General features: G+C 42.4%; 14 protein-coding genes, 1 tRNA gene and 1 pseudogene. 5 read left to right on the top strand and 11 right to left on the bottom strand.

All coding sequences use genetic code 11. The features are described 5' to 3' along the window. Positions 1-243 precede the first annotated feature (243 nt). A complete protein-coding gene (gene sspO, locus BLT_RS0108995; RefSeq protein ID WP_017727459.1) occupies positions 244-405 on the top strand; it encodes a small acid-soluble spore protein O in 162 nt (53 codons plus the stop codon). Positions 406-458: 53 nt separating this feature from the next. Here sspO and BLT_RS0108990 read toward each other — a convergent pair whose 3' ends face one another. Continuing rightward, positions 459-716, bottom strand: a complete 258-nt coding sequence (locus BLT_RS0108990) for a hypothetical protein (RefSeq protein ID WP_394295508.1) — start codon at positions 714-716, stop codon at positions 459-461. A gap of 101 nt (positions 717-817) precedes the next feature. Between BLT_RS0108990 and BLT_RS0108985 the strand changes: the two genes are divergently transcribed. Then, complete coding sequence (locus BLT_RS0108985) at positions 818-955, top strand: small acid-soluble spore protein P (protein WP_017727457.1); 138 nt, start codon at positions 818-820, stop codon at positions 953-955. Positions 956-1,203: 248 nt separating this feature from the next. Here the strand turns inward: BLT_RS0108985 and BLT_RS0108980 are convergent, their stop codons facing one another. The 3 genes and pseudogenes from BLT_RS0108980 to BLT_RS0108970 all read right to left on the bottom strand — a co-directional run. Continuing rightward, entirely contained in the window at positions 1,204-1,689 is a 486-nt protein-coding gene (locus tag BLT_RS0108980) for an acyl-CoA thioesterase (RefSeq protein WP_017727456.1), read from the bottom strand. Next, on the bottom strand, positions 1,686-3,095 hold the full coding sequence (selA, locus tag BLT_RS0108975; protein ID WP_017727455.1) for an L-seryl-tRNA(Sec) selenium transferase: 1,410 nt from the start codon (positions 3,093-3,095) through the stop codon (positions 1,686-1,688). Before selA ends, BLT_RS0108980 begins: the two co-directional genes overlap by 4 nt. Before the next feature lie 63 nt (positions 3,096-3,158). Next, positions 3,159-3,347, bottom strand: a pseudogene (locus BLT_RS0108970) (Rdx family protein); the annotation flags it as partial. Positions 3,348-3,745: 398 nt separating this feature from the next. Here BLT_RS0108970 and selD point away from each other — a divergent pair. Further along, positions 3,746-4,795 (top strand): selenide, water dikinase SelD, encoded by a 1,050-nt coding sequence (gene selD, locus BLT_RS0108960; protein ID WP_081599637.1) that lies wholly within the window; start codon positions 3,746-3,748, stop codon positions 4,793-4,795. A 201-nt stretch (positions 4,796-4,996) separates the two neighbouring features. Here selD and phnC read toward each other — a convergent pair whose 3' ends face one another. The 6 genes from phnC to selB form a co-directional block, all read right to left on the bottom strand. Continuing rightward, positions 4,997-5,731, bottom strand: coding sequence for a phosphonate ABC transporter ATP-binding protein (phnC, locus tag BLT_RS0108955; protein WP_017727451.1), 735 nt, complete (start codon positions 5,729-5,731; stop codon positions 4,997-4,999). A 9-nt stretch (positions 5,732-5,740) separates the two neighbouring features. Continuing rightward, complete coding sequence (gene phnE, locus BLT_RS0108950) at positions 5,741-6,502, bottom strand: phosphonate ABC transporter, permease protein PhnE (protein ID WP_017727450.1); 762 nt, start codon at positions 6,500-6,502, stop codon at positions 5,741-5,743. A gap of 19 nt (positions 6,503-6,521) precedes the next feature. Then, positions 6,522-7,472, bottom strand: coding sequence for a phosphate/phosphite/phosphonate ABC transporter substrate-binding protein (gene phnD, locus BLT_RS0108945; protein WP_017727449.1), 951 nt, complete (start codon positions 7,470-7,472; stop codon positions 6,522-6,524). Positions 7,473-7,647: 175 nt separating this feature from the next. Next, a complete protein-coding gene (locus BLT_RS0108940; RefSeq protein WP_017727448.1) occupies positions 7,648-7,995 on the bottom strand; it encodes a hypothetical protein in 348 nt (115 codons plus the stop codon). Positions 7,996-8,078: 83 nt separating this feature from the next. Further along, entirely contained in the window at positions 8,079-9,131 is a 1,053-nt protein-coding gene (locus BLT_RS0108935; protein WP_017727447.1) for a glycosyltransferase, read from the bottom strand. Beyond that, the gene (gene selB, locus BLT_RS0108930; protein ID WP_017727446.1) at positions 9,109-11,016 is read right to left on the bottom strand and encodes a selenocysteine-specific translation elongation factor; all 1,908 of its coding nucleotides are present in this window, start codon (positions 11,014-11,016) and stop codon (positions 9,109-9,111) included. The genes BLT_RS0108935 and selB overlap by 23 nt, the downstream gene beginning before the upstream one ends. A 180-nt stretch (positions 11,017-11,196) precedes the next feature. On the opposite strand from selB, the gene BLT_RS23680 reads away from it, so the two are divergent. Next, positions 11,197-11,293, top strand: a tRNA-Sec gene (locus BLT_RS23680). Between the two features lie 381 nt (positions 11,294-11,674). On the opposite strand, the gene BLT_RS0108920 is transcribed toward BLT_RS23680, so the two are convergent. Then, a complete protein-coding gene (locus BLT_RS0108920; RefSeq protein ID WP_017727444.1) occupies positions 11,675-11,869 on the bottom strand; it encodes a hypothetical protein in 195 nt (64 codons plus the stop codon). Positions 11,870-12,113: 244 nt separating this feature from the next. Between BLT_RS0108920 and BLT_RS21665 the strand changes: the two genes are divergently transcribed. After that, positions 12,114-12,614, top strand: a complete 501-nt coding sequence (locus BLT_RS21665) for an NUDIX hydrolase (RefSeq protein WP_017727441.1) — start codon at positions 12,114-12,116, stop codon at positions 12,612-12,614. The last annotated feature ends 235 nt before the right edge of the window (positions 12,615-12,849 follow it).

Genomic DNA, 12,849 nt, shown 5'->3' with positions numbered 1-12,849 from the left:
CCTTCTCAAATCTATCATACCTCAAACTGTCAAAATTGTCTAAATCCCGACATTAGAATTAAGGAAAGTATGCAAAAAGAAAGCGCTTTATATCTTACTTATCCTCATTTCCTTCTCTAGAATAGCAAAACTTTAAAAAAGAATAAATGGATTTTTAAAATTTTTAGACAGAAATCCAATCTAGAAACAGGGTTCGTATGATCTACTCATCGGCGCGTAAACTAAAGCTTGAAGGTGATGAACATGACAAAAAAGAAGTCAAATCATATGATTCCTGGCATGAATGCAGCAAGCAACCAAGGAAAGGATTCTGGGTATACGTCCCCATTCAACCAGGAAATCGCGAACGAACCGTTAAGCGAGGAACAGCGTCAGAACAATAAAAAAACAAAAAAACGTCAATAAATAAAAGCATCGAGGCTCATTCATTTTAGAATGTCGCCTCGATCCTGATTTACCTACTCTATGCGTTGTTTAAGTTCTTCAAGCTGTTGTTGATATAACGTTAGTTGTTCGTGCTGATGCTCACTGGCAACGGTTAACGCTTTCTCGATTTGTCGCTCAGCTTCCTCAATTTCTTGCTTGGCACGCTTTCTATGAACCCCTTCATCTGCCGTATGGCTTTGAATATTTCCTGTTGCTTGAACTGCTTGGGCTAACGCCTGTTGCACAGCTTGAAAGGCTTGCTGCTTATTTTTATGATAGGGCACAATCATTCCTCCTCTTGTCTTCTCACTTTTACGATTTGTTATTATCTGAGAAATTATACGTATAGGTGATTAGGATCGGGTCAAACTAACCAGAGGAGTGATGAAGAATGACCGAACGAAACACGTTCAAAGATCAGCGCAAAAACGCACCTAAAGGGCACAATCCTGGACAGCCTGAACCTCTTGACGGTTCAAAGAAAGTAAAAAAGGCAAACCATGTTAGCAACACAAACGGAGAAGGATAATCAAACGTTTGAAACGCTTACTCACCAGAAGCTTCCATGACCGGCTCGCTCTTCCTACTTCGATGGAAGCGAGTCCGTCAAGTAGCGGTGAGCGGAAGGGCTTCATTGTTTCATCAACTTGAACGGAAGCTCCGTCCCCTTCTCCACAGAAAAAGAACAAGCGCCTTGGTCAGCCGCGCACAAACATTGGAGCTATCTATACATCATCGAAACTCTCATATTTAAAAGTCGTGGGCTGCCACGACTTTTTAAAATTGATTTTCTCTTCTCAGTTGACGGCGCTTTTGACGAATTTGATACCGTTCTTCAGCACCTTGGTTATGCCATTTCTCTTCTGCTGATTCTAAAATAACCATTGGAATTTCGGTTGGATTTCCTTCTTGATCAAGGGCAACAAATGTAAGGTAGGCAGAGGCCGTCACCCGCCGTTCCCCAGTAAGTAAATTTTCAGCCTCCACTTTCACGAACACTTCCATTGATGTTTTTCTTGTATAGGTTACGTAGCCTTCTAAGCAAATCGCTTCCCCAGTACGAATAGGAGAAATAAAATCAAGGCTATCACTTGATGCGGTCACGACTTGACAACGACAGTGTCGCATCGCTGCAATGCTTGCCACTTTGTCAATATAGGCCATCACATTGCCACCAAATATCGTACCATGATAATTCGTATCTGGTGGAAGAACAATGTCAGTTAAAACCGTTTTCGACTCGCTCGCTTTTTTCGCTTTCATTCGATCTCTCCCAACTCTTTTAGTTCAATTTTTTGGATACAATCATATAAGTCATCCTCTTCAGAAGCATCAATCGTCCGAAAATCAAGAGCAACCTTATCCTCTTTGAGCCTCGTTACGACAGCGATATCGCCTAACCTTAGCTTCTCTGCCAGCGATTGAGCTTTTAACTCTCGATGCTCAAGCATTAAAAGAAAGGTATCAATTTCAACTTCAGGCATCGTACCACCGCCGACTTTCGATGTATCTGGAACAATTGACACGATCCAGTCATCGGGCAGTCTTTTGGCAAACTGTAGAGCTCGCTCCTTAATCTCCGCAGAGGAGGCGAGAATTGCTCGTAGTGTCGGCAATTGTTTTGCAGCCTGTTCCTGATTGGAATAGGCTTTCAGTGTCGCTTCTAAGGCGGCTAGCGTCATTTTATCTACACGTAATACCCTTGCAAGCTGATGTTTTTTCAATCGGTCAATGTATATTTTTTTTCCCGCTATTATCCCTGCTTGAGGTCCTCCTAAAAGCTTATCACCACTGAACGTCACAAGATCGATGCCACTTTCTAACGTTTCCTTGACTGTTGGTTCATTGCCGATGCCATGCTTATGTAAATCATAGAGTGCCCCACTCCCAAGGTCTTCATAAGAAAGAATACCATTCTCCTTCGCTAACGTTACCATATCCGGTGTTGAAACCGTGCTTGTAAAACCAATTGTACGAAAATTACTCGTATGTACTTTCATCATCATCGCTGTATTCTCGGTGATCGCATTTGCATAATCAAACAGATGGGTTTTATTCGTGGTCCCTACTTCCACAAGCTTTGCTCCGCTTTCTTCCATAATGGAAGATACCCGAAAGGAGCCACCAATCTCAACGAGCTGTCCTCTTGAGACGATTACTTCTTTTCCTTTGGCAAAAGCGCTCAAGACAAAATAAACCGCTGCAGCATTATTGTTGACCACCATTGCTGCTTCAGCACCTGTTACTTCCTTAACCAACTCCTCAATGAGATCATGACGGGAGCCCCGCTTCCCTTCCTGAATCGAGTATTCAAGGTTTGAATAGTTTGCTGCTGTCATCATCACTTGATTGAGCGCCTCTTCACTCAGCCTAGCTCGTCCTAAATTTGTATGTAAGATCGTTCCTGTACCGTTGATAACACGTCGTAACATAAAGCTTGTATGCTTGTGAAAACGTTTGGTTACGCCTTTAAAAATAAAGTCGGAAATATGAGCTGGCTCCCCTGTCCACTCATCATTTAATACTTTATGACGAAGCTCTGAAACAGCCTCTTGCACCCATTCAGTCAGCTTATCTTTCTCTACTTGTTGATTCTCTAGCAATGTTGTAAACCGTTCATCCTTTTGAAGTTCGTGGATTGGTGGTAGCTGACGCAACATTTCTTTCATGATTAACAACATTCCCTTCATGCTTCATCAGAGAAAAAGCACCAAGAAAGGATGCTTTTTCGATTAAGAGTCCATCTTTTCAATTTGCTCGATCAGTGTTTTATGATCAGGAAATTCGCCTGTTTCCAGCTTAGAATAAATTTTCTCTCCGTTCACAGTAACCTCAAACGCGCCACCTTTACTTGTAATAAGCTGCACCTCAGTAACATTTCCGCGAAAATGATCCAACAAATCATCCGTGAAACTCACGGCTTTTGGGGCGAAGTTTCACTGCATACAAAATTCAACTGATACTTTGTAACCCATTTCGAATCAAACTCCTTTACAGTTTTTTCATCTCTATTGTAGGATAAGATTTGAGAACATGCAAAAAATCTCTTTCATCAAGAGGCTGGGACATAACGAACGTGTATGATTGAAAATGCGAACGATGCACAACCTTAGCGGAGGAAATAGACGTAGACTCCTGCGGGATTAAAGGCAAGGGTGAGACCCCACAGTGCGAAAAGCACGAGGGGGCTCACCAGCCGCCGCGGAAAGCGAAGGATATGTCCGAAGCGAAGGCTATGCAGCAACGATCATGACGTTCGGATTTCTCCAATAAAGACTCTTTTGTCCCAGCCTCTTTCAAATCGTAGGAGGTGTCCGTTGTGGACAAACGTGAAAAGATTCGTTTGACATCCTTTTCCACTAAAGCTGGTTGAGGCTGCAAAATTGGTCCAGAGGACCTGACGCAAGTTTTGCGTCATTTACCAAAGCAAACCCATGATCCGAATTTACTTGTCGGTCTTGAAACGTCCGATGATGCAGGTGCCTATCGATTAACTGACGACCTTGCCCTGATTCAAACCGTTGACTATTTTACTCCTGTCGTTGATGATCCTTATATGTTCGGTCAAATCGCCGCAGCAAACGCGTTAAGTGACGTATATGCGATGGGCGGAAAGCCCACTACGGTTTTAAACATCGTCGGCTTCCCAATTAAAAAGCTCCCTCCTGAGATGCTTGCTGACATTTTGCGCGGGGCAGCAGATAAGGTAAAAGAAGCGGGTGCCATTATTGTTGGTGGTCATTCCATCGATGATCAAGAACCGAAGTTTGGTTTAGCTGTTACAGGACTTGCGCATCCTGACAATATTTATAAAAATGTTGGGGCTATTCCTGGAGATGTGCTGGTACTGACGAAGCCGATTGGTGCTGGAATTTTAACGACTGGCATTAAACGAGAAGCGGTAACACCTGAGCAAGAAAAAGCTGTCACAGAAACGATGGCGCTTTTAAACAAAACAGCAGCCGAGGTTCTTGCTGACTTTAAGCCACATGCTGTTACAGATATTACTGGCTTTGGCTTACTCGGTCATAGCTTTGAAATGGCAAAAGGAAGCGATGTCAGCTTTGAACTGGATGTTCTAAAGGTACCAATGCTTGACGGAACAAAAAAGCTTGCTGAAAAAGGCATCATCCCAGGTGGATCGAAGTCCAATGAACGCTGGTTGACGGACCTTGTAGAGTATGCTGATAGCGTTACTGAGGTTGAGCAGAGCATTCTTTGTGATGCCATCACATCTGGTGGTCTTCTTATAAGTCTACCAGCAAAGGATGCAGAAGCTTACGTACAAGCGATGGAAAAAATAGGCGGCTTTGCCCGAGCAATCGGACAAGTTGTTGAAAAACGAGAGAAAGCCATTTACGTACGATAGTAAATGAAGAGCGAGCAAAGGGTCAGACTTCCTCTAATGGAGCCTGACCCTTTGTTGTTTTCAAACCTTATTGCAAAACATTTCAGCCGTTTTTATGCAAAAAATATTCACTAAAAAGAAGGCCAGCTCTCTTGACAACAGAAAGTAGCAAAATTGAATCGCTACAAAGGTAATCTGAGAGAGGCGACCCTTTTACTCGTTTTATTCATAAATTTTTGTAAACACGTCATCAGTTAACGCTGAAGGCTTGTCATCAAATATAAGCATTCCATTACGGAAACCGATGATTCTTGTTGCATACGCTTTGGCTAAGCTCACGTCATGAACATTAATAAGCGTCGTCAGTTGCCGCTCTTCATGGATTTTTCGAAGCAGTTCAAAAATGCGTTTCGAAGTATTCGGATCCAAGCTTGCCACTGGCTCATCACCAAGCAAAAGCTTTGGCTTTTGTAGAAGTGCGCGGGCGATGCCAACGCGCTGCTTTTGTCCACCACTTAACGCTTCAACCCGTTTATGAGCATGTGCAGTCAGATCGACCTCACTCAGTGCATCATAAGCCAGCTGCTTTTCTTCAGCAGTAAAAAGTCCTAAAAGGTTTTTCCATGCCGGTCTACTTCCAAATGCACCTGTTAACGTATTTTGTAAAACCGTCATTCGTGGAATCAGATTGAAATGCTGAAAAATCATGACCATATCCGTTCGTACCTTGCGCATCTCTGCTTCTTTTAAGCGTGTGATTTCAAGGTGATTCCAACGAACTGAACCAGATGTAGGACGCTGTAATTGGTTAATCGAGCGGATAAATGTCGATTTTCCAGCACCGCTTTTTCCAAGAATGCAAACAAACTCTCCTTCTTTCACTTGGAGATTTATTTTTTTTAAGGCGTCTTCCTTTGCCTTCGGATACCGTACGGTTAAATTTTCAATTGATAGCATGCAAACCACCTATATGACCCGTGCTCGAATACGTCCACCGATAAAATCGACGAAAATAACAAGCACCATGATGCAGATAATATCCAGGGCCACGGCTGTATAATAAAAGCTTTGAAAATGATTAAACAGCTGCTGCCCGATTCCGCCACCACCTATAAAACCTAAAATTAACGATGTCCGGATCGCTACTTCAAAGCGATAAAAATATTGCGAAAGAACATTCGGCCAAATTTGCGGCAAAATTGAAAAGAAATGAGCCACCCACCTTGTGGCACCCACTGATTTCATCGCCTCCTGAGGCCCTTCATCTGCTGCCTCAATGAGCTCCGATATTAGCTTGCCAAGAACCCCGATATTATGAAGAATGATCGCAATCACGGCGGCAAACGGGCCTAAGCCAAATGCTGCGACAAAGATCAGACCAAAGACAATTTCCGGGATTGAACGCAAGCCACTAAGGACGGAACGAGTGAGGCCATAAACGACGCGGCCCCCACTCGTGTTCCCAGCTGCTAAAAAGCTAAGTGGCAAGGCTACAAGGAGGGCTAGAAAGGTTCCTAAAAACGCCATCGCCAAGGTCACAAGGCTCTCTCTTGCCATCAATGGCAGCAAGGACCATTCAATCGGAAAGAAACGGTTTTGGACCATATCGAAAATATTTGAAATTTGACTGAATTTCCTTAGTTCAAAGCCTGTTACATCCATGCTCCACCAAAGAGCAATGACAATAAAAGCGAGATAAATCAAATAGCGCTTTCGGAACCATACCATTCAAAATCGACTCCTACGATTATTCAAGGGTTAACATGTCAAACTCACGAGCTGCTTCAAGAACATCCGCGTATTGACTATCGTCTGCTACAACAAAGCCAGATGCGCCACCAAACACCTGAAAAATCTCTTCATCATCAATGCTTAAAAACGCTTCTTGAATTTGAGCAATTAATTCATCATCTGTTTGGGCTGGTACGACCCATGGATATTGATAAAGCTGCTCCGATTGCCAGAGAACTTTGATGTCGTCACGAAGTGTGCCACCATTTTGCTCATCTTCCTTCATTAACGCTTCTAAAATCGCACTATCTACTGCTCCTGCATCCACCGTTTGATCCTGTACAAGGGTTGTAACCAAATCATGGGAGCCTGTAAATTGAAGCTGGTTGAATTCATGCTCGTTCTCACTTTCATAAACACCACGATTCCGCAATTCTAAACCAGGAATTAAATGACCAGATGTGGATGAAATACTTGCAAAAGCAAAATCCACCTCCGACCGATCTTCAAGAAGATCATCTAGATCTTCCCACTCACTGTCTTTGTGGGTAATAATATAGGAGTAGTAATACGGCTCTCCGTCAATTAGCTGTGTAACAATCGCTTGGGCGCCGCTTTGCTCATGGGCAATTAAATACGTTAGCGGCCCTAGGTATGCTAAGTCAATGTTGTTGTAATTTAACGCTTCAACAACAGCGTTATAGTTCGGGTAATGCTCAACAGACACTTCTCGGTTCAACTGCTCTGACAAGTGAGCCTCAAGCTTATCTAACCCTGTCTGCATTTCACCAATTGATTGGGAAGGAATGACCGCAATTTCAAACACTTCATCAGAGCTAGGGGCTGCTTCCTCTTGCTGCCCTTGCTCTCCTTCAGCTCCTGATTCTTCTGCGCTCTCTTGGTCATCCGCAGCACCGCATGCCGTTAAAACAACAGCCATACCTAAAGTAAGTAACCATTTTTTCATTTCACTATCACCTCATTAAGTTTGTATATATTGTACAAGCATTGGTAAGATTAAAAACCATAGCTTAAAGTATCATCCTTTTTGGCGTTTGTAAAGAAATAACACTTGTCATCAAAATGCTTTTCTGAACGCAAAAACTCCAGCGATAAGCACCGGAGTTTCATTGAATACTCTTTTATTTTTCATCTTGACTGGCTTTTTTTCGGGCGAGAACAAAAAACGGCAAAGGGATGATAATCCAGGCAATGCTTTTAAATAAACTGTTAATTGCTCTAGCACGCTCCATTTCTTGGTACTCGAGCTGCACAAGCTCATACTCCGCACGTAGCTCCTCGACTGATTTCGTTTGCTTTTCGACTTCTCCATCTGCTCCATATTTCGGTGCTTGATATTCTTGAAACGACATGTAATAAGGCTTTGGGGAAACTACATCTGCTACATTCATAACTGTTGCTACGCCTCCCCCAATCATCATCACAAGGGTAATAAACATGACAGCATAATAATAGACGGAACGAATCATGATTCCACCTCGTTCTATAAATTGAGCATGATGCCCTTACCGTTAATTATATGAGTATCGATTCAAAAAAAGTGTGCTTTTACCTAATTATGAACGGTTGCCTTTTCGATACAATGTTCGTACACCCGGTGGTAAGCATCTATTTCATCTTTCATTCGATGCTTTATTTGCACATATTTCTTCCCTTGCAGCGCTAGCCTATTAAACAGCTCTTTTGATTCAAGCAAATCAGTAAGCTTTTTTGAAAATTCATCAGGTGATGAAAATAATAGGCCGTTCACATGCTCCTGAATAATGCTTTCATTTCCTGGAATTCGTCTCGCTAATACGGGCTTGCCTACAAGCATAGCTTCTAGCAGAGCTGTTGACTGACCTTCTGAAATCGAAGTGTTAATGACAAGATCAACAGCACGATAGACTTCAGACATTTCTCGTAGGGACACTTCTCCAAGATACTGTACCCATGGATACACTTTTGAAACGTTTTGAACTTGCTCTGTAACCTTCTCATCGAGAGGGGCACCAATCAGGTAGAACATTAATGAAGGCCACCTCTTTCGAAGCTTATTTAACGCTTCTAATACAAAGAATACATCCTTGACTGGACGTAAGCCTGCAGGGAGTAAGACACGAGGGTAGCCTTTCAAGGTAAGTGGTGCTTTACTTTGCCCCTCAGGCAGCCAGATGCTTTGTGGGATAATATGAATACGCTCAGTCAATTCTTTGTATTTTCCAATAATTTTTTGTTTCCCGTCCTCACTAAATACCGTTATCGCACAAGATTCATCGGCAACAAACTTCATTAATTTTGCCGCCGCTTCATTTTTTAAATCTTCGTTAATATCCGTTCCTCCTGAAGTCAATACATACGGCTTGTTTAAAGGAAAAGGATGTCTTTTATGCCATTCTGCAAAACGCTTTAAATGTAAAATATGAAAAATTGAAGCCTGCTCTACTTTTTGCAACATCTCAGCGGACCATTCTCCTTCTTCATAGGCAAAAACAGTGACTTTCATCCCTCTTTGTTGAAGTCCGTAGACAATTCGTTTGGCTGTTGTGGCATTTCCGCGATTTTGACGATAGTACGGAGTGAAAAAGACAACATGGATCGATTTAGTTGAGCCAGCTTTTAACATAATCCTCTCTCCATTTCCGCTCTCCCTCTTGGCGAATCGTTAATTGAAGCTCATCCAATTTTTCTAAAAATGGCACAAGATATTTTCTTGTTAATCCTGTTACTTCTTTCGCCTGCTGAAGGGTAAAGGAGTCATTTGTCTGCTCAAACAATTTTTTCAGTTCTTGCATAAAGGACGTGCGATGCACATAAAGCTTTTCATCCAAATCAAATAGAATCCCTTTTCGAATAAAATAATGCGTAAGATCAAGATGCAAGCTTTCCGGAATTTGATTCTTTCGTAATCGCTCTTCAAGAGGCTTTACGTTAAATCTGTCGTTTTCAACATCCATCAACACTGACTCCACCCGTTTTTTCCATTGAGAAGGTGGCTTGGCTTCGTGTGAAGCAAGAGCAACAAAAGGCCCTGCTTGTCTGAACAATTCCTGCCTATGCTGAAGGGTCCATTCCAACAGTTTTTTTGGATAAGAGGTCCCAAACATTTGAATCAACTCTGCTTTTTTCATCCCTTCTCGTAAGCTGTGTTCGTCATGATAACGTTCCAGCTCCATCGAGAGAGAAGCAGCGAGGGAAGCCACGACTGCTTTTGTTGTGACGTCTTGATTCGTAACGTTGACTAAGGTTGAGTTTTCACTCAATTTCTTTAATGCTTCTTGAACGGCTTCTTCATTTAGCCCTGTTTGCTGAGCGATCTCTGCTTTCGTGAGGAGCTTTTCTTTAAGAAGGACACGTTCTACAAGCTCTACAGGGGTTCCTTCTTTTTTCCTCGCAAGCATAGCGATCGTCTCTTGCCCAAACCGGTAGCGCTCCCCATGAGCATCAATGATTTCCCCACCGCCAATCGTTTCCATCGGTGTCGGCCTTCTTAAAATAAAGCGGTCTCCTCTTCTCGTCACAACAGGCTCATCAAGACGAAGCTGACAAAGAATTTCTACAGCCCCTCCTTCAAGCTCATTTCGATCAAAAAAAACAATTTTTCCGTAAACCTCAGCCGTTCCTAAATGGAGCTTTATATAGCCTCTCTGCTTCAATGGATACTTTAAGCTTTCCACTGTCGTTAATGCAATATCAACGGTTGTTGTGCTTTCAAAATGTCCTGGAGCCACAAGTACATCACCCCGAGAGAGCTCTTCCTTTGACACACCGCCAACATTAATCGCCAGACGCTGTCCAGCTCGTGCCTCTTTTCGTGCTTGATAATGAACCTGCAGCTGCCGAGCCCGAACCGTCGTCCCCGAAGGTAGCACTTGCAGAATCTCTCCTTCTGAAATTCGTCCTTCATACACAGTGCCTCGCACAACCGTTCCCTGCCCATGAACCGTAAACACCTGGTCAATCGGAAGTCGAAATGCCCCTTCCGCACTCCGGGGTTCTACATCTTCAAGTGACTTTGCAATTTCATCTTTAAGCGCTTCTATACCGAAACCTGAAAGGCTATCGACAAAGTGTAATGCTTCATCGGCTAAAAATGTGCCTTGAATTTCTTCACGAATATCTGCCTCTACAAGCTCGAGCATTTCATCATCAACTCGATCACGTTTTGTGACAACAATCATGCCCCGTTTTAACCCGAGGAGTGAAAGGATGTCTAAGTGCTCTTTTGTTTGAGGCATGACACCCTCATCTGCAGCCACGACTAAAAGAACAAGATCAATTCCTGCGACCCCAGCAATCATTTGCCGAATAAAGCGTTCATGCCCAGGAACATCAATAATCGACACCTCTAGTCCTTCTTTTAACGTTAACGGAGCAAAGCCAAGCTCAATTGAAATGCTCCTTTCTTTTTCTTCCTTCAAGCGGTCTGTATCAACATTTGTTAATGCTTTTGTTAAGGATGTTTTTCCGTGGTCAATATGACCCGCCATTCCAATCGTATAATGTCTCACGTTAAAGCTTCCATTCCTCTCTTTTCATCACGTTTCATTTCTTTACCCATCATACTATACCACCTTTGGAATTTAAAAGAATGGCGATTGTGAAAAAAAAGAGACAATTAATCACTTGATTTGTAGGTGCATCATTCGTATAATAAAAACTCGTACTCCCTCTTTTTCGACATTATTTATGGGGCTGGCTGCGACACTGGTGTTCGCCATAGTCTTCAAAACTACTTGGGAGGCGCGTGCCGTCTCCGCTAGGTTCGATTCCTAGACAGTCCCGCCAATATTTTTCGACTTTTACCTTCTATTTTCGCGAAGAACTTAATGTTTTTGTCAAATCTACTCATTTCCTGCGCTTGCCTGGGAAATAATTGAATAGATTCTTACATGCCACCATCATATTACCCATCCTTTTTCTTCATTTGCTACGCTTTTTCAAAACACCCCTATTTTTTAAGGCAATCTCTCTCCATCTTGGATTCTACTATTTAGCTGTAGCATTATCCCTTGCTCCTTTCTGTACTTTTTTAGGACTTGTACTAAACCTTTTCTACACTGAAAAAGATCTAATCTCCTTTTTCCGAACCCATTCATAATAAATAGGTAATGCGTTGAATTTAAGGTTGCTTGCATAGAAAAAGAAGGCACCCTACGCACCTTCTCTCTATTTCGTCCATCCTGGCTCATATGTATAAATGACTTCCCCTCCGTGCTGAGCATTGCCGCGAAAGCTTTTCATGTCCTCTTGCTTGGATAAGACTTCGCGAAAATCAAGGAAATCTGCTTTTTTTACTTTAAATTCTTGCATTTCCCCTTCGCGAAGGGCCTTAAGAATCTCTAATGCTTCGTCTTTTGTCATATCATGCCTCTCCTTTTTTGAAGCTGTGTTCTTTCGTAAAAATCATTTTGTCTAGCAACTTGCTATCATTTTTAATCCTTAAACTTTTAGCATCCAAGACTAGCTCCTGTGTTATGATCAAGCTATCACTAGCGAATCGTTCATGGTTTGCTCAGTTCAACCCTACTCTGTATAGCTAATTGTTTTCAATCAAACATTATGTTCTTCTACACTTTATCATACCATGAAAGAAGGAGCGACGAGTATGGCTGACATTATCTTTGAACATCCCAAACGGAAAATATATCGATTAAACGAGTCAGAATGCTATCTTGAAGAAAAGGAACCTGCTTCGGTTCTAATTTTAGCAATTGATCAAGGAAGATTACTTGTTGTTGAGCAATACCGAATGCCCGTTGACGCGGTGACGTTTGAGCTTCCAGGAGGTGGGCTTAACTTAAATGAGGACCGAACGGTGGCGGCGAGACGAGAGCTTTTAGAGGAAACAGGCTATACGAGCGATAAGCTCGTCTACCTAGGTCAATCCTATAGTTGTGCGTTTATGTCAAATGAGGTCATCCACTTTTATTTTACGGATCGCCTTGCTTTTGTTTCAAATAGTACAGATAAAGACATTTTAAATGTCCATTTTGTTCCACTAAAAAAAGTTTATCACAATATTTTAGAAGGCATTTGGAAAAATAGCGCACTTGTCCATGCACTATTTTTAGCAGAAGGAAAAGGACTAGTGAAAAAATCGGATTAAACAAAACTTGAACCTGCAAATTTTTCACCTATGTCAATACACTGCTGTAATGAAAATGTATGTTTCTTAACATGCAAATAAGAGGCTGGGACAAAAGAGTTTTTTGAGAAATCCGAACGTCATGATCGTTAATGCATAGCCTTCGCTTCGGACATATCCCTCGCTTTCTGCGTGCGGCTGGTGAGCCTCCTCGCGCTTTACGCACTGCGGGGTCTCACCCTCCCGCAGGAGTCTG

Source organism: Halalkalibacterium ligniniphilum (assembly GCF_000334155.1).
Lineage (GTDB): Bacteria > Bacillota > Bacilli > Bacillales > Bacillaceae_D > Halalkalibacterium > Halalkalibacterium ligniniphilum.
The sequence above is the reverse complement of the archived record's forward strand: the minus strand, read 5'-3'. Positions and strand labels throughout refer to the sequence as shown.